At 55.9% G+C, this 24,593-nt stretch carries 17 protein-coding genes and 1 pseudogene; 3 read left to right on the top strand and 15 right to left on the bottom strand.

Features of this window, described 5'->3' with window-relative positions:
- Positions 1-88: 88 nt before the first annotated feature.
- From G1C95_RS11800 to G1C95_RS11745, 12 genes are all read right to left on the bottom strand, one after another.
- Positions 89-484: a sortase family protein gene (locus G1C95_RS11800; RefSeq protein WP_169173152.1), complete on the bottom strand. Its 396-nt coding sequence runs from the start codon at positions 482-484 to the stop codon at positions 89-91.
- Positions 485-570: 86 nt separating this feature from the next.
- A complete protein-coding gene (locus G1C95_RS11795) occupies positions 571-1,530 on the bottom strand; it encodes a hypothetical protein (RefSeq protein ID WP_169173151.1) in 960 nt (319 codons plus the stop codon).
- 30 nt (positions 1,531-1,560) lie between these two features.
- The gene (locus G1C95_RS11790; RefSeq protein ID WP_169173150.1) at positions 1,561-2,601 is read right to left on the bottom strand and encodes a Cna B-type domain-containing protein; all 1,041 of its coding nucleotides are present in this window, start codon (positions 2,599-2,601) and stop codon (positions 1,561-1,563) included.
- Between the two features lie 159 nt (positions 2,602-2,760).
- Positions 2,761-4,410 carry a SpaH/EbpB family LPXTG-anchored major pilin gene (locus G1C95_RS11785; RefSeq protein WP_169173149.1) on the bottom strand — a complete coding sequence of 550 codons (1,650 nt, stop codon included), beginning with the start codon at positions 4,408-4,410 and terminating at the stop codon, positions 2,761-2,763.
- Positions 4,411-4,514: 104 nt separating this feature from the next.
- Positions 4,515-7,739, bottom strand: coding sequence for a SpaA isopeptide-forming pilin-related protein (locus G1C95_RS11780; RefSeq protein WP_169173148.1), 3,225 nt, complete (start codon positions 7,737-7,739; stop codon positions 4,515-4,517).
- Positions 7,740-8,132: 393 nt separating this feature from the next.
- Positions 8,133-9,158 carry a UDP-glucose 4-epimerase GalE gene (galE, locus tag G1C95_RS11775; RefSeq protein ID WP_169173147.1) on the bottom strand — a complete coding sequence of 342 codons (1,026 nt, stop codon included), beginning with the start codon at positions 9,156-9,158 and terminating at the stop codon, positions 8,133-8,135.
- A 116-nt stretch (positions 9,159-9,274) separates the two neighbouring features.
- Positions 9,275-10,642, bottom strand: a complete 1,368-nt coding sequence (locus G1C95_RS11770) for a galactose-1-phosphate uridylyltransferase (RefSeq protein WP_169173146.1) — start codon at positions 10,640-10,642, stop codon at positions 9,275-9,277.
- Entirely contained in the window at positions 10,642-11,727 is a 1,086-nt protein-coding gene (locus G1C95_RS11765) for a phosphotransferase enzyme family protein (protein WP_169173145.1), read from the bottom strand. The genes G1C95_RS11770 and G1C95_RS11765 overlap by 1 nt, the downstream gene beginning before the upstream one ends.
- A gap of 252 nt (positions 11,728-11,979) precedes the next feature.
- A complete protein-coding gene (gene gnpA, locus G1C95_RS11760; RefSeq protein WP_169173144.1) occupies positions 11,980-14,250 on the bottom strand; it encodes a 1,3-beta-galactosyl-N-acetylhexosamine phosphorylase in 2,271 nt (756 codons plus the stop codon).
- A gap of 300 nt (positions 14,251-14,550) precedes the next feature.
- Positions 14,551-15,513 (bottom strand): carbohydrate ABC transporter permease, encoded by a 963-nt coding sequence (locus G1C95_RS11755; RefSeq protein ID WP_169173143.1) that lies wholly within the window; start codon positions 15,511-15,513, stop codon positions 14,551-14,553.
- The gene (locus tag G1C95_RS11750; RefSeq protein ID WP_169173142.1) at positions 15,510-16,484 is read right to left on the bottom strand and encodes a carbohydrate ABC transporter permease; all 975 of its coding nucleotides are present in this window, start codon (positions 16,482-16,484) and stop codon (positions 15,510-15,512) included. Before G1C95_RS11750 ends, G1C95_RS11755 begins: the two co-directional genes overlap by 4 nt.
- Positions 16,485-16,680: 196 nt before the next feature.
- Entirely contained in the window at positions 16,681-17,997 is a 1,317-nt protein-coding gene (locus tag G1C95_RS11745; protein WP_169173141.1) for an ABC transporter substrate-binding protein, read from the bottom strand.
- Between the two features lie 266 nt (positions 17,998-18,263).
- Between G1C95_RS11745 and G1C95_RS12830 the strand changes: the two are divergent.
- The 3 genes and pseudogenes from G1C95_RS12830 to G1C95_RS11735 form a co-directional block, all read left to right on the top strand.
- Positions 18,264-18,852, top strand: a pseudogene (locus tag G1C95_RS12830) (serine dehydratase beta chain); the annotation flags it as partial.
- Between the two features lie 104 nt (positions 18,853-18,956).
- Positions 18,957-19,862 carry an L-serine ammonia-lyase gene (locus G1C95_RS12825; RefSeq protein ID WP_417852282.1) on the top strand — a complete coding sequence of 302 codons (906 nt, stop codon included), beginning with the start codon at positions 18,957-18,959 and terminating at the stop codon, positions 19,860-19,862.
- 234 nt (positions 19,863-20,096) lie between these two features.
- Positions 20,097-21,566 (top strand): right-handed parallel beta-helix repeat-containing protein, encoded by a 1,470-nt coding sequence (locus tag G1C95_RS11735; RefSeq protein ID WP_169173140.1) that lies wholly within the window; start codon positions 20,097-20,099, stop codon positions 21,564-21,566.
- Here G1C95_RS11735 and G1C95_RS11730 read toward each other — a convergent pair.
- From G1C95_RS11730 to G1C95_RS11720, 3 genes are all read right to left on the bottom strand, one after another.
- Complete coding sequence (locus G1C95_RS11730) at positions 21,563-22,042, bottom strand: hypothetical protein (protein ID WP_335341432.1); 480 nt, start codon at positions 22,040-22,042, stop codon at positions 21,563-21,565. The two genes, G1C95_RS11735 and G1C95_RS11730, sit on opposite strands and share 4 nt — an antisense overlap.
- A 55-nt stretch (positions 22,043-22,097) precedes the next feature.
- Positions 22,098-22,967: a class C sortase gene (locus tag G1C95_RS11725; protein WP_335341431.1), complete on the bottom strand. Its 870-nt coding sequence runs from the start codon at positions 22,965-22,967 to the stop codon at positions 22,098-22,100.
- A gap of 76 nt (positions 22,968-23,043) precedes the next feature.
- Entirely contained in the window at positions 23,044-24,480 is a 1,437-nt protein-coding gene (locus tag G1C95_RS11720; RefSeq protein WP_169173138.1) for a Cna B-type domain-containing protein, read from the bottom strand.
- Between the last annotated feature and the right edge of the window lie 113 nt (positions 24,481-24,593).

Raw genomic sequence — 24,593 nt, 5'->3', positions numbered from 1 at the left:
CTACCAAGGAACCGGCATCGGTGCCCTCATCCGCATCCGACGCCATCCGCCGACACCGTACAAAATGAACGCAGAAAGTGTTCACGAATCAGTGCAGACACCGACCAGCATTATTTGAACACAGACAACCGTGATAGATAGGCAACCTGACCTTCAATTTCGGAACGGTCACATAGCCCATGATCCCCGTGCCCGTTATGTCCAGCACGGACTCATACTCCTCGAGAGCCTTCTCGTCGCCGTTGGAGCGCAAAAGATCGTTCCAACGAGCCGACTGGTTTTCCTCCGCCGACTCCAGCAACCGGTCGTTGTACGCATGCGCCTCATCAAGCAATCGTTCGCGTTCGCGCGCGCCCATGTCGTCCGCCCGTTCGATGTACGAGGCCACCGCATACGACTGATGCAACCGATTCCACCAATCCGACACACTCGGATACGCCAACAACCCAACCCCCGCCAACAACAACACGGCGAAGAACACCACAAGCAGACGCAAACCCCAATCAACCCGCCTACCATGACGAGCAGCATCCACAGACACAGTTAAGCCATTCCCATGGTTTCCTACCTTTACCAATTTTTATTTTTTAACCACAAATTTTTTAAATGGTTGTTTATGAGATCAAACTCATTACTTGGAGTCACCATGCTATAGCCCATGGAACTGGATACTTGGCTATTTTTCAAACGCGTCAGAGCGGTCTGTAGAGCAGGTTGCAAACAGTAACGCACTACTGCAGGATGTCTCCACAAATCGACAGTGGTAGCGCTCCCGATGAACTGAATTAGAAAAAGCAAATCGTTCAAATTCTGATTTAATAATTGATAGGCCTCGACCGCGCCTTTAGCCAAAGCCTCCGCAAGATCGTTGCTCACCTTAAAGTTATTAAGAGCATGAATTGTCGGAGCTTTTGATCGACGCGGATAAGCCAGTTTCGAATAGCTGGCTGTCGACAGATTATTACTGACCCCAGTTTGAATTTGCGTCAAAGATGGAAAAGGACTATTCGCCCCCAACGAACTGAAGAAATCAGACAAAGCGGCCATTCCAGCAGCCCACAGATATCCATTACTGGCATCATTGGCTGAGACAGCCTCGACAGATTTTTGCACTGAAGCACTGTGCTTCATCATCAAGGCTTCAGATGCCTGAGGCCAAGAACCCGATAGATTAAGCGTAGCAACAAACCTGAATAGGTCATGCAGAGAGACATCCAAGATGCGCTGCTCAACCTGGCTGGCTCTCCGACCGGTTTGGGGAATAGAGGTAATTACTGGACTTGAATCCCATTGCCGACCGGACGCGACTACTTGTCCTTGAACAGGATTGGCAGTCGCACTTGAGAAGAGCGCACCAAAACAAGAATTCAGTATCGGCGACTGTTTACCCCGCAATGTCTGTTGAATCAAATCACAGCGATGCCCCGATCCAGCGCAGTGACACTTGCACGTCTTGCCGCAAGCTTTTTCACATGCAGCATTATGAACCGGCAAGGACACTACACTACCTGTTGATGAAGCCGTCGGCATGATACTCGTCCTTTCAAAACGTATTACTTGTCAGTTCTTCTTCGCACAACAACGGCCTCTGAGCACCAAACCAACTCCCAACAGTATGAGGGCGCTCAGAGCGATGCCGGTTATGGTGGCACCGGTTTTGGAGATGTCGCCGCCGGGTGGGGTGGTCGGAGGCGTTGTAGGCGGTGTCGTAGGCGGAGTTGTTGGAGGCGTCACCGGCGGAGTCTCCGGAGGCGTATACGTGTTGGTGATGGTATAGGTCAGACCTTCACGGTCGATAATGACCGTGTACCCGTCCGGCACACTCTTCTCCACCACGCTCCACTCGTGGTCCGGGTCAAGATCCATCCAGATATGTGTCCAGTTATTGGATTCATTGAGTATGACCGTGTCGTACACTTTTCCATCCCTGAGCAGTTGGACGACAACCTGCGATGGGCGCTTATGCTCCGAATCATTGTCGTCAGCCCAGACCTTGACGACCTTGATCTCAATATCCTTCTCAGGAGGGGTAGGAGGCACAGTCTCGCACTCGGTCTTCGGCTCGACCGTCACGTTGATGCCCTCGACCGTATTGTCCTTGTCCGTGCTCGTCGGCAAAGACACCAGCAGGGCACCCGCATCGCATGACAGATTGCCGTTGCTATACGAGCCGTACACCAGCAGATACAAGCCATCCGGCAAGTTCGAGAACTTATACTCGCCATCCGCATCGGTTTCCCCCGACGCCATCGGCTTGATGCCGTCGCGCTGCGCGTACGAGGCAAGCGTATTCGCCAAATCACGAAGCTCGCTCTGGCTCATAGTGGTCAACTTGGGCCAAGCCACCTCATAGTCTTCGAAATCCTCGGTCGGCTCGGCCTGCCAATCCTTATTCCAAGTGGCGACCCGATATAGGTCAACCTTCACACCGGGCACGGAATCACCGTCATGCTTGTATTCGAACGTGATCGACCCGGAACCGGTCACAGCCTGGTCATCGGCATGGGCGACGTTGCCCAAACCCGCCATACACAACAGGGAGGCGAGCAACACGGCCATACACGCCAGCCACCCCCGCAGTCTCCTGGAACCAGCAGCCATCGAAACCCTCTCCCTCAACAATATGAAAAACTTGGAATGTGCTCTCTTCCCATGCCGAACCATCATCGTCCGGCACGGGAAGAGAGCGAACGCCCCGCCATAACCCCAACGGGACAAAGGGGCCAACTATTGCGGCATGCACCAGCAAACCTTATCGGTTCAGCGACGGCTCTGACGCTTGCGCAACGTCACAGCCAAACCAAGACCCGCAAACACAACCACGGCGATACCGGCCGCATACAGGATCATGGTGCCCATGCCACCCGTGGACGGCAGGCTCGAACCGGGCTTGTTCACCATGTTGTTGTTCATGGTGGATTCCTTGGTCAGCGTCGCCTGTTCCGAGGTGTGGGTCGCGCCAATCGTGATGGGGTGGTCCGCCATGGTGTTGTAGCCGGCCGGGGTCGTGGTCTCCTTGATCACATACGAACCCGCGTCAAGGCCCTTGATATTGAACTGGCCATTATCGTCAGAAGTCATCTCCACACCATCCTTCGTCTGGTCGGCGATCGGGTAATAGCAGCCATCAGCATCATCCTTGGCAAGCTTGACCTCGGCACCCGTTGTGTCACCGTTCTTCAGGTAGAGGCGGAAGCCGGCGCCGGCAAGCGCATCACCCTGCTCGCTGTCCTTGTGCTTGGTGTTGTTGACCTGGAAGGAATACACATACACCGTATGGTCAGGGGTCTTGCCCGTACCATCCGCATTCGGATTGTTCGAGTACTCCAGGTTGACAGTATTCTTGTTCGTGGTCGCACCGGACTGGTTCTGCACGTACGCGTCCGTCGTCAGATGAGCGGTGTAAATGACGGTGACGGTGATCGCCTTCGTGATATCAAATTTCGGATCAAGCTTCTTCAGATCCTCGATGGTCAGACTCCAAGTCGAGATACCGGTCTCCGCATCCGTGGCGACATCCGACTTCACATATCCATTCGGGTTTTCATTACCCTTCTTCTCAGGCACGGTGATGGCTTCATCGGTCCCGCCGCTGACGGTCACGCTGTCGATCTGGTCGAACGCCACGCCCTTGGACATCGTATCGTTGAACTTGACCATGTACGACTCGCAATCCGCACGATCCTCGTCGGCGGGAATCGTCGCGGTCAGCTTGAACTGGAAAGGCTCGTTGATCGCATGATCAGCGGAATCACCCCAACCATTCTCATCGTTGGAGTTGGTGTCCTTGTCGACCGCCTCATCCTGGACCTTCTTATCCACCGACGGAACCGAAGACTTCGGATCAACGGTCACATCCTCGACAATCCTCATGATGAACGACGTATAGGCATCATCCTTCCCATCAAGAGACTTGGACTTATCCTGCACCAAATAATAACCCGCTTCAAGGTTATTAATGACGTACTTCTTGCTGCCCTCATTGCCAGTCTGTGTGCTGGTCGAACCGGTAGGGGTGTCAGTCAGATACTGCGAAACCGCGTCGGCGAACGCCTTGGCATTCGAATCATTCAACGAGGCAGCCAACTCCGCCACACTGGCATACGGTTTCTCACCCTCAGCCTTGCCAAAACCCAACAACTCATCCCTGTCAGATTCCTTCACGCCGGAACCCCAGTCGATATTCGACAAAGTGGTGGACGTGATATTACCCGCCGCATCCTTTGTCTCACTCAACGTACCCTTGAAAATCTGATACGCCTCATACGTATGATTAGGCTTATTATTATTAATCGTAATCGAATACTTCGTGGTATCCGCCATCGCGGTGCTGGCGAATACCCCGCCACCGGCAAACAACATGGCCACGGCGGCGAGGAGTGCCGTCAGGGCTTTGAATAGTTTCTTCATTGTTCTCCCTTGAATTATTGGAAAAATTATTATTTGGAATTTGATGGGAATTCTTGAGGCTCGTTGCCTGTGTTACGGGATTCGGATATGCCGGTAATGCATAATCACAACCTCCTGCGCATGTAGGAGAGGCCGGCCAGACTGCAGCCGACCAGTAGTATTCCGGCCCAGATCATCGCCGTTGTACCGGCACCACCCGTAGCAGGCAGTTCTATACCAGGCTTATTGGCAATCAGGCAGGAGGTATCGCCCGCAGCTCGTGATGCTGCTGCCGATGTCGGAGCAGAACAAGTTGCCTTGTCTGCCCAATTCGGCCAGCTTCCATGGAATGTCATTGCAGATGCAGAAGCAGCACTCTCACCCGTTTTAGGATCCGTTACTAAATCCACCGAGAAAGTCACATACGTAGTTGCAGAGTCAGGAGTCTCGAAACCATCAGGAGCCTGAATCTCCGTAAGCTTATACTCATAACCCCATGGCAAATTAAGGGTGAATATACCCCTAGATCCATTCGTATCCACAGTTGCTTCGGTACAGTTTTCAGCACCCGCATCACAAATTGACGAATATACCGTTTCATACGAAACTTCAGCCGTGTTCTCTGCAGTAGATTCGCTATTCTCCTTAGGAAGAGCTTTACGCTCAAGCTTCCATTTCGACCCCGCCAAGGGATTATGCTCATCATCGGTAGAGTCAACCTTGGTCCATGAAATCGGAGCAGTACTCGACGAATTGCCGATCATGGGAATGCCGTCTTTATTCTTATTGACAGCTGCGCCTCCATTCTGTACCTTAATTTCAGGCAAACCTTGCTTCACTGTTGTGAACGTGTATGTTGTTTCTGATAACTCATATCCAACAGGAGCTTCAACTTCCTGTAGCGTGAAAGTACCAAGCGCTAAATTATTGAGGTTAATCTGTCCTTCATCTGGATCTTGATCAAAGTCACCTTGGTCACTGACAGTTGCTTCCCACACATCATCTGCAATTTCTGCAGTTACAGCACCTTCAGTGCGATGCCAACAATTTACAGCATTCGCACCTTTACCAGTCCGACATTCTTGATTACGAAATTTGTCACTGAACCATGGAGTAACACGTCCAATTTCACTGGTTTGCTTAATATCACTGCCTTTAATAGTCAGTTTCCATGTACTGCCCGCAAGCGGAAGCTTCGTATCAGCATCCACTTTGTTCCATGCAACACGATACGGAGTATCGAAGATTACGCTGCCGTTAGTGCCAAAAGCACCACCTGAATACCAAGCGGTATTGTTCTGGAACAATACATTGGCATGATCTCGATATTGATCGATTTCACCATTCTCCGAATTCCAAGTAGCCTTAAGAGCCACACCAGCACCCTGCGGCACGCCACCTTTGTTGGTACTAGTGAAAGTCGCAGGCGCAGATTGTTCAGTGTGCTGTTGCTGGTTAGCGTATCTTATAGAATCTTCCGCAACAGCGAGGCCTTTGTTCTTTCCCTTGCCATCTGTATCCGCGAGGCTGTTCACAGCCAGACCGTCGGTGTATGAAGTGAGTGTACCATCCTGCCACCATTGCACTACGGATTTAGTATTGTCAGATCCCCAACCCTTGTCAGACAATTCGAACGAATTGGAAATATTCGTCTTCGTCGGTGACATCAACGCAAAATCATCGCCGGCCGCATCTGTATTGTCATTCTCCCCAGCAGAACTTTTATCGTATTCTTTAGATGCCCGATTATTAACGGCAATCATATTGCCGCCTTTAGAATTTACACCTTGACCAGAGGGACAAAGCCACAAGCCACCGCCAAAATGGCCAGCATAGTTTTTTTCTGCAAAAGCACGAGCCATATATGTAGTGGTTTCGTCTTCAGTATAAATTGCACCACCAAGACGATAGGACGTGTTGTTGGTAAACTTTCCGCCCACTAAAATCGCTTCACTACCCCAACCTAAGAAAATTGCACCGCCATCGCCATAAGTCAAGTTGTTATTAAATTCAGTTTTTTGATCATTTGGGTTTTCAACTGTATTTTCAGGATCAGCAATAGTCAGTGTGCTAACAATTGTGTGCTTTCCTGATTCAGTACCATATACGAATAAAGCACCGCCACCAGCCCAACTGCCCACATAGGTTTGCTTGTTGTTATCAACAGGCCCTGCAACGTTATTCGAAAATAATCCGCCTGAAATGCTAATAGTGCCTTGTGCCCACACTGCACCACCACCGGAATATCGATTGTTCCAATCCATAACCTCATCAACTCGGTTACTAGTGAACGTACCACTCTTAATAGCAAGCTGCGAACCCGCGTCAGTTACATACAGCGCCCCACCGCCAACTTTCGTGCCTGTTCCAGTTACCGTGTTGTTTTCAAATATGACGGCGTTATTATCTTTACCGTCCTGACCAATAGTTACGGCACTATTTTCCTTAGCAAATATCGCGCCACCATGGCGTGAGGCCGTATTACCAGAAAACGTACCACCATTGACAGTTAATGTACTGCTATCTCGCAGATAAATTACGCCACCATTACGCCCTTTATTCCCTGAGAAAATACCATCATTGATAACGACAACACCACTGGTTACGTCGACGACAGTGCCACCGTCACCATGATCACCACCCACATTATTGGTAAACGTACCTCCGTTGATGGTAACTGTGCCATATTTGTTCAACACCAAGGCACCTTTACCGGAGTTATTCGCATTGTCTTCGACAACATTAATGCCGCTTACCATGCCGTGATTGAAAGCAAACGAACTGTTGGCGTCGTTAACTTGAGCGAACCGACTCATAGGCTTCGCATTTGTAGCACTATTGGGCATTTGCTTCGGACCATAGCGGAATATTTCGTTGCTGTCATCTGCTGTATCTACAGTCAGAGAACCGCCGCCGCTGATGGTGAACAATGGATTTGCCTTACGCTGTGTGCGTGTTATAACGACAGCGGTATTATCTGCATTGCGCAGCACGACATGTTTATTGTTGATATTGAAATCGTTGTTTAACTCAAAAGTGCCGGCTAGGCAGATGACTGTTGGCTGTGATGCATCGTTTGAAGAATTGGCTATTGCCTGCTGCAGTGCTTGTGCATAACCGTCATCAACGGCGTTGATGGTTTTATCGCAAACGATATTGGAATAGTCTGGGGCATCTGTCGATGCTGTAGAGGTCAGGGCATCATCACTGACGTTATTTTGCGAATCGTTCTGGATTTTGTCATCTTCGGCGGGAAGTGTTTGCTGTGTATCTTGATCAGCAGCAATCTCATCATCAGAAGGTTGCGCGGTGGCGGTAGCGGGAAATATTAGGGCCGCAGACAATGCCATTGCAAGCAATGCGGACAGACATCGCTTCACCACGCCCGTATTTACTTGGTGCGCATTCGCTTGATCAACGTTGGCTCGGCGGAGGCGTTCACCTAGGGCAGGAGCGAATACCCCCCCCCCGTGACAGTTTCTTCTTCACATCAGCCCTTTCTGAGGTTAACGTTAACACTAAACACCGAATGCAACTGATGGAAAACTTGTTGCCATGGTTTCCGGTTTTCTCCATGCAAGCATACACATACCCTCTATCATTACCCCCCAACGTAACCCCTGCTATTTCGAGCACAGTCGTCAATGCTGACACACTACAAAAAGTTGCCCCTGTGCTTACGCATAGGGGCAACTTGATGGTTAGTACTGGACTAATGGGCTAGTCCAAGGCTGCTTTCGAGATCACTCGGTGGCACCGCGGAAGCCGTTGGGGTTCTTGGTCTGCCAGTTGAGGGAAGACTTGGCCATGTCGTCGATGGTCAGCTCGGCCTTCCAGTCCAGTTCCTTGGCGGCCTTGGAGGCATCGCAGTAGCAGGTGGCGATGTCGCCGGGGCGACGCGGCTTGATGGTGTAGGGGATCGGGTGGCCGGCGGCCTTCTCGTAAGCCTTGATGACTTCGAGCACGGAGTAGCCGTGGCCGGTGCCGAGGTTGTAGGTGAACACGCCGGGCTTGTCGATGTGGTCGATGACGGCCACGTGGCCCTTGGCCAGATCGACGACGTGGATGTAGTCGCGCACGCCGGTGCCGTCCGGGGTGTCGTAGTCGTCGCCGAAGACCTGGACTTCCTTGAGCTCGCCGATGGCAACCTTGGCCACGTACGGGGTCAGGTTGGCCGGGATGCCCTTCGGATCCTCGCCCAGCAGACCGGATTTGTGCGCACCGACCGGGTTGAAGTAGCGCAGCAGCACCATGGTCCATTCCGGATCGGCCACGACCACGTCGCGCAAGATCTGTTCCTGGAACAGCTTGGAGGTGCCGTAGGGGTTGGTGGTGCCGCCGGTGGGCGTGGTTTCGAGGATCGGCAGTTCCTTCGGATCGCCGTACACGGTGGCGGAGGACGAGAAGATCAGCTTCTTGACGTTGTGGGCGCGCATGACTTCAAGCAGCACCAGCGTGGAGTAAAGGTTGTTGTCGTAGTATTCGATCGGCTTGGCCACGGACTCGCCCACGGCCTTGAGGCCGGCGAAGTGGATGACCCAGTCGATGTTGTTTTCGGTGAAGATGCGCTCAAGCAGTTCCTTGTCGCGCACGTCGCCTTCGTAGCTCTTGACGGGCTTGCCGGTGATCTTTTCAACGCGCTTCAGTGCGACGGGAGAAGAGTTGCCGTAGTTATCGATGGACACCACATCGTAGCCCTTCTGCAGCAGCTCGACGTCGGTGTGGGTGGCGATGAAGCCAGCGCCGCCAGTAACCAGCACAGTGGTCATTATTGCCTCCTATGTGAGAATTTCCTTCGGTCAATACTCAGTTTACTACATATTGTCACACAACACGAGCACTTCAGGAAAGATTATGTGCGCTTTTGTTCATTTTCAGTAATGGTTCAGACGCTCGTCACAAACCCGAGAGCCTGCAGGAATTCCTGCGTTTGTTCCTTGCGTTTGAACACGGCCGTATTCTCCAAAATGCGATAGCACACACTGCCCAGTTCGTCGCGCACAGCCGCCTTGATGGCGTCGCGATCGCGGTTGCCGGCCAGTTTAGCGCTGATTTCATCCCACACAAGGTGGAATTCGCTCACATCCTCCGGAAGGCCCGCGCCTTGAGCCAACGCATTTTCAATCTGTCCAAGCTGATCGATCAAACGGCCCGGCAGAATGAACAGCCCCTGCGCCTCGATCAGACCAATCGGCTCCTGCTTGATGGGCCAGAACTCCGGGTGCGCATGGAACACACCTTCGGGGTAGTCGTCGCTGATCGCATTATTGCGGAAAATCAGGCTCATTTCATAGCCGCGCTCGGTGCGGATGACGCTGGGCGAAAGCGCGGATTGACGATTGCCCTGCTCATCATGGCTGGCAATGCCCTGCTCGGCATTGCCATATTCCACCCATGCAGCACGGATGATGTCACACACTTCGATAAGCTCATCGCGATCGCGCGTGACAACGCGCACAGCAGTGCCGGGCCAGTCGAGAATTTCCACGGCGACATCCGGATGTGAGTCAAGCCTCAAGCTGGCCCATGTCTTCGCCTTGAACATCGGCAGAATCTCGCCGCCACCCTGGTAGTGGTCGTGGGCAAGCACGGAGCCGCCGATGCGAGGCAGTGCCGCGTTGCAGCCAAGGAAGTATCCCGGGAAGCGATCGACGAAATCAAGCAGATGTCCGAAGGTATCGCGGTCAACGTGCATCGGCGTGTGCTCCGTGTTCACACAGATGCCATGCTGGTCAAAGTATCCGTACGGCGAGAACTGCCAGAACCACGGCTCGCCACCGAGCGTGACCGGTATGGTGCGCAGCGTGCGCTTGCCACGCCCCGCAAACCCTTCGTTTTCATGGCAGATCGTGCACTTGGGGTAGCCGCCGGCCACCGCATTGCCGGCAGCCGCCTTCTTCATATTCTTGAATTCAGGTTTGGCGAGGTTGATGGTCACCACCAAGCCATGCGAATCGAAGCGCGGATTGGCGTCGAGCTGCGCGCGCTTGACATACCCGGAAGCCACGCAATAGTTGTAGAACCATTGCTGCGCGGGCATGCCGCCCTGCTTGGCCTCGATATTGCAGAACCGATCCTGCAACGCGGAAGGGCGCAAAGCCAGCACGCCCATAACAGCGTCGCCATTATCAAGCTCACCTTGTTCCTCGATCTGCAGCAATTGATTGCGCGCCCAATCCGCATCCCTGGGGTCAAGCCCCAGCTGGGTTACGGCCTCGTTCACCAGCGCATCGATGCGCTCCCAATCGCTCATTAATCCGCCTTCCCCATGATTTCGGCCACGATGGCGTTCGTTTCGACGGCTTTCGCTTCCATCTCCTGTACCAGCTTGATCTGTGTGCGCGCACGCACCAGATTATGCTCAGGGTATTTGGTGGCGAAGTAGGTGTCGCCGGCCAGATAGTCGGCAAGGAAACGCATTCCACATTCCATCGTCATCAGATTGCCGGAGAAAGCCAGCAATTCCGCTTCACGCTCGGTGATGCTGTCGCGCAGCTGCCCAACGAATCCTTCGGCATAGGCACGGAACAGGTCGGTGGAGAAATGCACCTTGCTCAAATCCTGCTCATCTTCCAACGCTGTGGATGCGCCGAAGCGGATCGAATCGCCGAAGTCGAACAGCATAGAGCCGGGCATGATGGTGTCGAGGTCGATGATCGCACGCGCCTTGCCAGTTTCGGCATCCATCAGGATGTTATTGAGTTTGGTGTCGTTGTGGGTTACGCGCAGCGGAATCGAACCGTCCGCCAAGCCGTTCATCACAGTGGCGTACTGATTCTCGTGATCCAAGAAGAATTGGATTTCTTCATGACAATTGGCCGCACGGCCGAACTTGTCTTCGGCAAACGCCGCTTGGAAGTCGCCGAAGCGATGCGGAGTGTCATGGAAATGCGCAATGCTTTCCACCAGCTGGCTGGCGTCGAAGCTAGACAGGAAGTTCTGGAATTCACCGAAGGCGGCGCCAGCTTCACGGAACACTTCGGGATTAGGCACGAGATTGTATGACACCGTGCCTTCGATGAACCGGTAGACGCGCCATGCACCGCCGCTTACCTCACACCACGTGGCACCGTCGACGGTTGGCACCAAGTCGAGCGTTTCGCGGCCCTGGCTCCTCAGCGCTGAAGTGACAAGTTCGACGTTGCGCATCAGACCGACGGTGTCGGGGAAGATAGAGGTATTCATCTTCTGCAGGATGAAACGCGGGCCACCGCCTGCCGTTTCGATCAGATAGGTGGTGTTGATATGGCCGTCGCCGTAGCGTTCGATGCTGACGGGTTCGCGGCCTAACTGGAAACGCTCGGCGACTGTGGCGAGCGTTGGGTTGATGGTGGTCATGGAGAACCTTTCTTGACTAAGCGGCACAACGGATGGCTCCGCCGGGCGGACAGCCCACCGGGCTGTCCGCTAATCCGGCTCGCGCGGTCGGCTAATGCAATTCCGAAGGAATTGCGGCTTTTTCATAAGGATGGCTCCGCCGGGCAGACAGCCCACCGGGCTGTCTGCTAATCCGGCTTACGCGGGACAACGGATGGCTCCGCCGGCACGGAAGCCCACTGGGCTTCCTCTTCGGCCGGCTCGCGCGGTCGGCTAGTGCAATTCCATAGGAATTGCGGCCGACCGCCATTCAATCCCGCTATTGGGGAGGGTGAAGGTTTCGGTGGTGCCGTCGCCCAAAGTTACGGTGGTGGTTTGGGGCTGATCGGTGTTGTTAATCACGCAATACAATCCAACCTGCGGGAAGTGCGCGACCTCGCACTCGGGGTTCGAACTGGACCATGCCGCATACTTGTCTTCGTTATGGGAGGCGAAGAACAGAATGCGTTCGAGCAGCCTGGCGTTGGCAGCCGAATACGGCAGACCGGAAATATACACACCACGTCCCTTGCCATATTCGTTGGCCGCAAGCTGCACCTGACCATGGTCGGCGCGAATCAGCGTCACGTTCTCATTCACCGGATACGTGTTGGCAATGGCCTCGCCGAAATCAATACCACCGACTTCGCCGCTCTGACCGCCGCCGCAACCGGACAGTGGCGTGCGACGAGCCTGGTTGGCGCGCGCAATAGTTTCCGGATCCGTCGGCACATCCTCGGTAATGAAATGATGCTCGGCAATCGGCGGGAAATACTTGTCGACCGACAGCGTCTGGAAGCGCTCCTCATCCACACCGAATACGTCGGCAAGCTGGAAGAAGCGGCCGGGCTGGAAGCGTGCCAGCGAGCTCGGCTCGCCCACACCCACCAGCGCACCGCCACCACGCACCCAAGCACGCAGCGTTTCCGCAAGCTTCGGATCGGCCCACACATCGCCGCCGGAATAGGCGGTGTCAACCGGGCCTCCGGTAATGATCACGTCGATATCATCGGCAACGCCACCTGCGAGCACATCATCGAAGCTGATGAACCGCACGTTGACACGCATGCCGGACAGGGCTTCGAGAATGCCGTAATAGGAGTAGGTTTGCTTGTTGGGCAGCGCGTGCGCCACGGTGTACGCCATCCAGGAGCGCATCTTGCCCCAACAGTTGAGAATCGCCACGTTGAGCTCGCCTTCAGCGGCCACGCCTCCGGTGCGCTCGTGCATATCGCGGAATTCATCGGCGATATGGGTCACGGTGTCCACAAACTTCGGGAATTTGGCTGCTAGGCTCAGGTAGCCGCCATAGCCCATGCGGGCGATCGGCGAGCGCAGGATCGCGCGGCGGGCCTTGCGCCAGTTGTCAAGGCCTTCGATGCTTGGATCGTTGCCCTCGTAGAAGGTGTCGGGGAAGAAGTATGGCAGGAAGCGGCCTTCGGTGTATTTGACACCGGGAATATCGGCGATCATACGGGTGGTGGTGCCGTCGCCGATGGAGCCGACCACGGCATCAAGTCCGAGTTCGTCGAAACCATCCTTATATGGTTCGGTGCCGATCCACTGGTCGCCGAGGAACATCATGGCTTCCTTGCCAGCGGCGTGGGCCATATCGGCCATGATCTTGACGTTTTCACGCACGAATCCGGAGAGGAAGTCGATCCAATCGCGCTGGGCCTTGCGCGGCACACGCCAAGCGGAGTTGTAGGCGCCGCCATCCACGAAATCCTCCGGGCGCAGGCGGTAGCCGTACTTGGCTTCGAAATCGTCGAGCGACTTGGGGCTGACGGTGCAGGAACAACCGAACCAGTCGACCACCTTTTCGCGGTGTTTTTCGTCGAAGAGCAGCGTGAACTGGTAGAAGAAGGTGGTGAAACGCACCACGTCAACCTGAGGGTTGTTTTCGAGCCACTGCTTGAAAGTGTCCATCACGAAGCCGCGTGTGGCGTCGTGGTAGATGTCGAAGGGGATTTCGTGTTCCTTGTCGCCCCAATCGTTGGTCAGGTGGTTGTACATTTCCACCGGATCCCAGATGATGTAGGCAAGGAACGAGACCGTGTATTCGTGGTAATCGGTCACGCCGGCAACATGCACGGTGTCGGTTTCGGGGTTGAGGCTCCAGCAGGCGGGGTCCACAACATCACCGGTGGTGCGGTCTACAACTTCCCAGTATTTCTTGGGGTCGGCGTCACGGTTGGGCTTGAGCTGCTCTTCATAAAAGGATTCCATCAGCGGGATATCCGCCTTGCCGCCCTCGGCGAGCACACGATTGGTCAGCAAATAAACCTGCGGCGTCTCGTCCATGTGGAGCGTGATCCACTCGTTGTGCGCGCGGGTGGGGAAATATGCGGAATAGATCTTTTTGCCGAGGGCGAGCACGGCATCATCCAGATGCGTGCCGTCAGAGTTGCGGATGGCGTCCGCACCCCACAGGTCGGCGAGTTCTTTGGTTTTTTCAGCGAAGTTCTCTTCGCTGGGAAGGGTGAAACGACCGGTTGACGTCATGGAGACTCCTTTGTACCCGTTATGCATGAATGGCCGCGCACTCATCGCGCTGTGCCCAATCATATCATTTTGTTAAGACTATTTACTTGAATTTGGCGACACTCGCACACGACCATGTCGCGTCATTGCAACACAGCCATACCGCAACAAACGAAACGCCTCGAACGCAGTCGCACGTCCCCGACTGCACAGAACGCTCGACCTTGCTCGAGGCGAAGACCATCATCGGCACCGGCGCGGAGCCAGCCAAACCGAACGAACGAATCGGTCAGCCAGCTCCACCCGCGCGCCCAATCAGGATCAGCCCTTGACGGCACCGGCCGCCAGACCGGCCTGCCAGTAGCGCTGCAAACCGAGGAACAGCACGATCACCGGCAGCACGCCGAGCAGTGCGCCCATCATCAGAGCACCGCGATCGTTGAACGTGGCCAGCGAAACCATGCCGTAAAGACCCAAGGTGACCGGCTTCAAACTGTCGGACGACACCATCATCAACGGCAGCAGGAAGTTGTTCCATGTTGCGACGAACAGGAACAGGAAAATCGTCACCATGGCAGGTGCCAGCAGACGCAACACAATGGTGAAGAAGATCCTCGCCTCACCCGCGCCATCGATGCGCGCGGCTTCCAGCAGTTCGTCGGGCACCGAGGTCTGCGCATACACACGGCCCAGGAAGAAGCCGAACGGGCTCACGCAGCACGGGATGATAATCGACAGCATCGTGTTGGTCAGGTGCAGGGAGTGGAAGATGGAGTACTGCGGGATGGTCAGCAGTGCGGCCGGCATCAGCATGCAGCCCATGATGATGCCGATGGCGACGTTCTTGCCGCGGAAGTTGAACTTCGCGGTGGCGTAGCCGGCCATCACGGCCACGATGGTGCCCACAAAGGCGGAGACGCCCGAGTAAACCAGAGAGTTGAACACCCAGCGCCAGAACTGGCCACGGGTCCAGCCAAGCAGCTTGGAATAATTCGTGGCGATCGCATCAGGCAGCTGATCCAGCCCCACGGCGAACCACAGGCCGTTGGAGCCGGTCATCTGCGAGGGCGTTTTGGTGGAGGCGATAATCGCCCAGTAAATCGGAAACAGGAAGTAGATCAGCGCGGCACACAGCACCACAATGGTGATGATCTTGACCAGCAGCGAGGGCTGCATGGAGCGGGGCAGATCGTTCTTGGCCGCCTCGCGACGCTTCTCCAGCTGACGTTCGGCCTTCTTACGCGCGCGCTCGGCCTGCTTGGCGCTCATGGTTGCGGAGCTCATTGTTCGTTCACCTTCCTCTCGATAAGGGCGTAGGCCATGGCCAGCACGCCTGCGATCAGGGCCATAACGATGGCGATGGCCGACGCCGGTCCGTCACCGGACGGGGTGATGGTGCCCTGCGAGGTGTTCATGGCCATCATCATCGGCGTATAGGCCTTGGAGATGCCCGGATCGGAAATCTGCATAACCTGAGGCTCGTTGAACAGCTGGATGGTGCCCACGATGGACAGCAGCATGGCAAGCAGCGCGGCGGAGCGCACGTTGGGCAGCTTGATCTTCATGGCGATCTGCCAGCCGTTGGCACCGTCGATGCGCGCAGCCTCGTAGAGATCGTGCGGAATGGCCTGCAGCGCGGCGAGGAAGATCAGCATGTTGTAGCCGGTGAAGGTCCATGTGGTGATGTTGGCCATGGAGGCGAGCACTACATTGTCAGCGAAGAAGTCGACGTTGATGCCCAATGCAGCCAGGCCCTTGACGATGGGCGAAATCTGCCCGTTGTAGAGGTAGACCCAGATGATCGAGGCCACCACGCCGGGGATGGCGTAGGGCAGGAAGTATCCCAGACGGAAGCCGGTGATGTGCTTGACCACGAAGGAGTCAACCACCATCGCCAAGGCCAGGGCGGCGATAATCATAATCGGCACCTGGATGACGGTGTAAATCAGCACATGGCCCACGCCTGTCCAGAACTGCCCCGAAGTAATGACGTACTGGAAGTTCTCCAATCCGACGAATTTGTTGACCAGTTCACCGCCACCATAGGCGCCACCGCCTTCGGTGACCTGACGGAAGAAACTGTTGTACACAGCCCAGATGATGGGCAGGATGAATACGAATGCGAAAAGCAGACCGAAGGGGGCCATAAACGCCCAGCCGGTGCGGTTCTCGCGTTTGGCGGCCAAAGACGCCTTCGGCTTGGCCGCGCGGCGCTTCGCCTTGCCGGCCGCGACCGTTGAAGTTGTTGCAGTCATGATTGATACGCCTGTCTCTTAAAACAGCGGAAAGCAAACATATGCAGGGCACGTCACGCACATGCCCCATGCGCAGGGAGTAAAAGAAATCTCTGCGGATACACGAAAGGCCGGAGATTGCCCCGGCCTTTCGCTCAAACGATGCTTCAGCATCGGACGCTTACGCGTGGGGAGGGGCCCACTTGCAAGCTATGTGTTACTCCTTGACGGACAGGTTGAGGTTCTTCAACGTGTCCACGGAGGTGGTCTGCGCCACGGAGAAGACGTCGGCGACCTTGCCGGAGCCGTCCACAGCCTTGGCGGCGGTTTCCTTCATCGCGGCACCCACAGCGGAGAAGCCGGGCATGTAGGTGAAGTCGCCCATGTTGTCGTTGGCGGTAGCGAACTCGGCCATGATGTCCTGGCCGCCGAAGAACTCAGACCACTTCTGCGGGGTCTTGGCTTCCTCAGTGGTGGCGGCCACAACCAGGCCCTGGGAGACGAGGTCTTCGACCTGGGTGTTGAACCAGTCGAGGAATTCCATGGCCTCAGCCGGATGCTCGGAGCCCTTCAGCACGGCCACACCGGAACCACCGTCGGGGCCGGTCTTGCCCTTATTGCCGAACCAGTCGCCAAGCTGGGCAACCTGCCATTCGCCGGAACCAGTGCCACCGGAGGAATCCATGAACAGCGGGGCCTCCCAAGCGGCGGCCACAGTGCCGATCAGCGAGCCATCCTGCAGGGAAGCGTCGAAGGACGGATCCCAACGCGGATTGGTAGTGGTGGCCTTGGCGTCGAGCAGCTGCTGATAGAAGTCAGCCACAGCCTCGGAACCGTCGGTCTCGGTGTTGACTACCCAGGAGTCGCCTTCGACCTTGTACCAGCCTTCGGAAGCACCGGCCAGACCGGAGAGCATGTTGCCGGCCTCATCGGCCTGGTAGCTCATGATGTACTTGCCGGCGGCCGCAGCGGTCTTGGCGGCGGCGATAAAGTCGTCCTTGGTCTGCGGAACTTCGGTGATGCCGAGCTTATCGAACTCAGCCTTGTTGTAGAAGTAAACCAGCGGGCCGGTATCCTGCGGCAGACCGTAGGTCTTGCCACCCACCTGCATCAGCGAGAACGGGCCGGAAGCGAAATCATCCTGATACTTGGCGGCCTCATCGGTCACATCCTGCAGCAGGCCCTTGGTGAAGACCTCGGGGACCTCGGCGTAGCCGACCTGCGCCAGATCGGGGGCGTTGCCGGCCTTGACGTCGGTTTCAAGCTTCTTGATCATATCGGAGGCATTGCCGTCGAACTTGGTGGCCGTAACCTGAATGTTCGGATGATCCTTGTTCCACTTGGCCACAATGTCCTTGACCAGCGTCATGCCATCGCTATCAGGCAGACGGTGCATGTACGTAATGTTGACGACCCCTCCATCGGACGAGGGATTGTCGGTGTTGGCGGTGTCGTTGCCGCAGGCAGCAAGACCAACACCCATCATGGCGACAGCCGCCAAAGAGGCAATGATGCGCTTGTTGTGCGATACCATAATCTCTATCTCCTTCGATTGTGCGCTGCCACTTCGGCGTGACAACTGTGAACGATATTATTGCGAACTTTCTTAAATGTCAACCTTGCTAACAAATTCAGCGCGCCCCGTTGCAACGCCTAAGATTCGGCCAGCGTTCGCCACACACCCTGCAGCGTAATTACGAAACAAAGTTTACAATTAAGAAATAGATAGACTGGCAACTGTCGGCGAGCACAGATTATTCAGCGCTGCGCCACTGCAACAGCACCACTAACGGAGGCATGATGTTTAGCGTGCTCGATATGTTCACCATCGGCGTGGGACCTTCTTCTTCGCATACGGTCGGCCCGATGGTGGCCGCTCATGATTTCGTCGCCTCACTGCAGCGCGATCATTACCTGCCGCAGGTCAGCCGTGTGGCGACCACGCTTTATGGCTCTCTGGCGCTCACCGGTTTGGGGCACGGCACTGATCGGGCCATTATGGCCGGGCTTGAAGGTAACCTGCCGGCCACTGTGGATACGCAGCATATGTTGCGTATCCGCGAAACCTGCGCGCTGGATAATACGCTGAACCTCGGCGGCAGTCTTGGTGGCGATCTTGGCGCTGGTCTTGGCTCTGACGACGGCCACAACAGCGACCTTGGCAACAATTCCAACAGCAATCTTGAGACTGCTGATCAGAGCTCCCCCGGCGCTCATCGCATAGCCTTCAACTATGAGCGCGACATGACATTTGAAATGTGGCAGCGCATGGCCGCCCACCCCAATGGCATGCGTTTTCAAGCATTCGACGCGGATGGCCGTCTGCTGAGCGAACAGGTTTGGTATTCGATCGGCGGCGGTTTCGTGCGCCAAGGTAAACCGGATGATCCGATCATCGGCATTCATGATCAGCCGCCCGCAGGTACCAGCTTTGCCGACGTTGCTGATGCTGCTGACACCGACGCAGCTGATACTGGCACAGCTGGCGACGCCATGACGGCCGCGCCATATCCATTCTCTTCCAGCGACGAGCTCATGGCGTTGTGCCACACGCACAATATGAGCATCGCCGATATCGTGTGGGCCAACGAAACGGCCACCATGCCAGCCAAACAGGTGAACGACCGAATCGACAATATCTGGCGTGTGATGCGCGAATGCGTGAACCACGGCTGCACCTCGCGCGAGGCCACGCTGCCCGGCGGACTTGACGTGCCCCGGCGCGCGCCAAAAATGTACCGTCGTCTCGCCTCGAACTCCGACGTGCTGCGCCGCAATTCCCAGCGCATCGACGCGGTGCTTGAATCCTCCGACGCCGCATGGGTGAACCTGTTCGCACTGGCCGTCAGCGAAGAGAACGCCGGCGGCGGGCGCATCGTCACCGCACCCACCAACGGTTCGGCCGGCATCATCCCTGCGGTGCTCCATTATTATTGGCACTTCGTCGCCAACGCGAACATGCAGGGCGTGCGCGAATTCCTGCTCACCGCCGGTGCCATCGGATACCTGTTCAAACGCAACGCTTCCATCTCCGGTGCGGAGGTCGGCTGCCAGGGCGAGGTTGGTTCGGCATGTTCGATGGCGGCGGCTGGACTGTGTGCGGTGATGGGCGGCACTCCCAGCCAAGTGGAAAACGCGGCCGAAATCGGTATCGAGCATAATCTGGGGCTGACCTGCGATCCGGTGGGCGGGCTGGTGCAGATCCCCTGCATCGAACGCAACGCCATGGCCGCGAACACCGCCATCAACGCCGTGCGCATGGCCATGCTTGGCGACGGCTCGCACATCGTCACCCTTGATCAGGCCATCGCCACCATGAAGCAGACCGGCGAAGACATGATGGCCAAATATAAGGAAACATCCAAAGGAGGTCTCGCCGTCAACGTCGTGGAATGCTGATGCGACGCAGAGCTGGTGACATACAGCCGCACTAACAGCAGTACTATCTGCGACATCGGCATCATCCGCAGTACCGATACCATCCAAAGTACCGATACCATCCACAACCCACGGCTTACGAATCGTCGCGTAACGCAGCTTGTCCCGATTGTTCCCGACTCAGCCCCTAATCGCCCTCGACCAATCGCAGCTCTCTATATCCAAACTAACCAGTCATACGCAAAGGAGCGCCCCATGACCATCTATTATGTTTCTTCCCTCACCGGCAACGACGCCAATCCCGGCACTGATTCAAATCTCCCGTTCGCCACGCTGTCTGCGGTGAATGCGCTGACGCTCCAACCCGGCGATCAAGTGCTGCTGGAACGAGGTTCCATATTCCAAGGCCAATATCTGCATCCCACCGGTTCGGGCGCGCCCGGCCAGCCGATTGTGATTGGTGCTTATGGACCAGCGGATGCGCCGTTGCCGTCCATCCAAGCGGATGGTAGTGGCGTATGGCATCAGGATTACCACGCGCCAATCGGCGGCGCTCCGCACAAGAACAAGGGTGACGTGTCCACGGCACTGCTGTTGCGCGACATGGCGTGGGTCGAAGTACGTGATCTGGACATCACCAATCGTCGCATCGACGATGCTGACGGACTGGCCTATAACGATCTTGCCGTCATGGACCGCACCGGTGTGGCCGTTATTGCCGAAAACGCCGGCACTGTGCAGCATGTGGTGCTGGAACGGCTCAACGTGCACGATGTGGACGGCAATGTCTACAACAAACACATGGCCAACGGCGGCATCTATATGATGGCCCACTTCCCCACCGATCCGGCAACGGTCGAATCGAATATCGCACGCTTCGATGACGTTACGGTGCGCGACTGCCAGGTGCGTCAAACGTCGCGCTGGGGCATCGCCGTTGGATACACCGCATATCTCAACTACATTGACGGCGGGCAGCGCGACCGCCTTGGGCAGTGGACCAACAAGTTCGACTATGGCGACGGCACCATCGCTGACGCGACGATTGCGCGCTATGGTGCTACGAATGTGCTGATCGAAGACAATGTGGTCGAGGATGTCGGCGGCGACGCAATCACCGTGATGTATTGTGACAGGCCGATTATTCGGCATAATATTTCGCGGCGTGCGGCGAGGCAGATTTGCTCCGATATTTATTCGGCCACCGATGACGGGCGCGTGGCGGCGGCAATCTGGCCATGGCGCTGCAAGAACGCGCTGTTTGAATACAATCAGGCCTACGACACGCTCAATGCCGAACGCGGCAACGGCGACGGGCAGGCTTGGGACGCAGACTACGGTGATGGCACGGTATATCAGCACAACTATTCGTCGGGCAATACGGGCGGCACCGTGATGTTCTGCAATGAGATGGCCGTGAATTCGGTCTTCCGCCATAACGTGGCGCGTCATGATCTGATGGGCGCGATCGATATTCCGCGCAACCCGGATGCCCATGTGCACGACAACGTGTTTATCTTGGGCCCGGACTGCAATCCGCTGCGCGATCAGGATAATCGTGCCGACGGCGTGGCCCTGATCGAGCGCAACGTGTTCATCAATGATGAGGCTGGGGCAGGCGGCGATGTTGTTCCACGCACAGCCAACTGGCATCCGACCGGATCGCATGTGACCTGGCGGGACAACCTCTTCGTCGGTTTCGCCGACGAGCCGCAAGGCAATTAATAAGCCGGATCGCCTTCCGTTTCTTCACCGGTATACCCCAACGCGGCAAGCTGTTGGCGCAGTACAACAACTTGCCGCTCAATATCTCGGACCCGTGTAGCAAGTGCTTTTCCTGTGGTGTCGTCTAATTCATCCATATTGGGGTTGACTGTTGTGTTGTTGGTGTTGTTGTCGGTTGTCTGGCCGTCGGTTTCGCTGTCGGTGTCCTGGCCGAGGGCGCGGCGCATGATCGACTCGTCATGCCGCCACCGGTTCACGCAACGCTCCACACGCTTGGCACCCACCAGCTTCGGACCCAAACCCACCGAACGGAAAATCGCCGACGCACGCTCACCCGCGCAATACCGGCGCATACACTCCACCTTGAACCCGTCCGCATACACGATCCGCTCACGCGACACCGAGGCCACCACCGGCAAGGACGCCAGATACGCCACCACACCATCACTGAACACACCACGCCCAAACGACGACACTTTTACACCATCCTTCCAAAACCCATTTGGTACGTTTATTGTATCGCGGCGCTTATCACACCGTGTTCTTTGGTTGACGTTTCGTATGCCGCTTGTGTCTGGCCGCCAATATGACGGCCGCCACCGCGGCCAATACCAACAGCGCACCGGCAACGGCTACGACCTGGAGGATCATGTTGTCCGGCGAGGGATACGACACATCATCCGCGACGCTTGGGTTGGGGATGCGGTGCCCGCGCACGAGCAGACGATGCGAGTTCACCCCGTACGGCGTGCACGTCACCAACGTCGCATAATCCTTCCCCGGCACGATATCCAAGTCGTCCAATTCGTCCGGCAAGACCACGCTGACATGGTCCACCTCATACGTGTACGTCCCGTCCAGCACATGGAACGCGAACGTGTCACCTTCCGCCAGCTCGTCCAGACCGGTCAGCAGGCGCGCGCTCGGCAAACCCGTGTGCCCGGACACCACCGCATGCGTGCCCACGCCGCCCACGGGAAGCGAACTGCCCGGCAGATGACCCACAGCGATCTGCAAAACCGCGTCATCCGTACCGTGATAGATAGGCAACCTGACCTTCAATTTCGGAACGGTCACGTACCCCATAATCCCCGTACCGGTTATGTCCAGCACGGACTCATACCGCTTGAGAGCCTCCTCGTCCCCGTTGGCGCGCAGCAGGTCGTTCCAACGAGCCGACTGGTTTCCCTCCGCCGACTCCAACAGGCGCTCGTTATACGCATGAGCCTCCTCCAGCAATCGTTCGCGTTCGCGCGCAGTCATGTCATCCGCCCGCTCGATGTACGAGGCCACCGCATACGACTGATGCAACCTGTTCCACCAATCCGATACCGACGGATACGCCAACAGCCCAATCCCCGCCACCAACAACACAACGAAAAACACCACCAGCAGACGCAAACCCCAATCAACACGCCTACGATGGCAAGGATTATTCTTGTACATTTCCTGATAATTTACAAACAATACAGAAAACTCACATTAGAACAAACCCAACGCATAATGCTACAAAAATGGCCAAATAAGCAACTGACAACAATACATTCAACCACACCTTCCCAGCATTCTCCTTATCCTTACTAGCAATAAACTTGATAAAGCCAGGCAAAGCGTTAAGTATCGGAAGAATACACGCATAAATAACCTTGCCTATACCAAGACCCGTCACTTGGGTGGCATATATCCAGATGGTTAACACCAATCCCACAATCGCAAACAATAGCGGCATCCAAACATAAAGGACACGCTTCTTTACGCACTCATGCCCTATCCACAACAATGACAAATTCCAAATCGCCAGAAATGCTGCAGCGACGAATGGCGGCAACGCCACAACAAAATCTTGGGTCAAACACCCCATAAGCACAAGCGCCACATATAGGAAAAATACCAATACACCAAATGAATAAATCCAAACCATACGGCCATCAATAGATAGGCCCTTTTTAACAAAGATTTTCATTGTCACACCACAACCAATCAATCCAAAAATTATTACAACAGCACGAACAACATCAGCACCGGTTTTGCTGATTTCATCTGGAGAAGGCGGCGTCGTGGGAGGATTCTCCGATGGCGGATTCTCACCAGGCGTCGTCGTCGGCGGGGTATACGTGTTGGTGATGGTGTAGGTCAGACCTTCACGGTCGATGATGACCGTGTAACCGTCCGGCACACTCTTCTCCACCACGCTCCACTCGTGGCCCGGATCAAGACCCGTCCAGATATGCGCCCAGTTATTGGACTCGTCGAGCACGACCTCGTCGCACACTTTTCCATCCCTGAGCAACTGGACGACAACCTGCGACGGACGCTTGTGCTCCGAATCGTTGCCGTCATTCCAAACCTTGACGACCTTGATCTCGATATCCTTTTCGGGAGGAGTCGACGGTGTAGTCTCGCACTCGGTCTTCGGCTCGACCGTCACGTTGACGCCTTCGACCGTATTATCCTTGTCCGTGCTCGTCGGCAGGGAAACCAGCAGAGCACCCGCATCGCACGACAGATCGCCATCCTTGTACGAGCCGTACACCAGCAGATACAGGCCATCCGGCAGATCCGAGAACGTATACTCGCCATTCGCATCGGTCTCGCCCGAAGCCAACGGCTTGATACCGTCGCGCTGCGCGTACGAGGCGAGCGTATTCGCCAAATCACGCAACTCGTTCTGGCCCATGGTGGTCAGGTCGGGCCAAGCCACCTCATAGTTCTTGAAATCCTCGGTTGGCTGGGCCTGCCAATCCTTGGACCATGTGGCAACTCGGTATAGGTCGACCTTCACACCGGGCACGGGATCACCGTCATGCTTGTATTCGAACGTGATCGACCCGGAACCGGTCACGGCCTGGTCATCGGCATGGGCGACATTGCCCAAACCCGCTACACACAACAGGGAGGCGAGCAACGCGGCCATACACGCAAGCCACCCCCGCAGTCTCCTGGAACCAGCAGCCATCGAAACCCTCTCCCTCAACAATATGAAAAACTTGGAATGTGCCCTCTTCCCATGCCGAACCATCATCGTCC

The sequence above is a fragment of the Bifidobacterium oedipodis genome, from assembly GCF_012932425.1.
Taxonomy (GTDB): Bacteria; Actinomycetota; Actinomycetes; order Actinomycetales; family Bifidobacteriaceae; genus Bifidobacterium; species Bifidobacterium oedipodis.
This window is presented reverse-complemented; position numbering and strand designations above follow the sequence as displayed.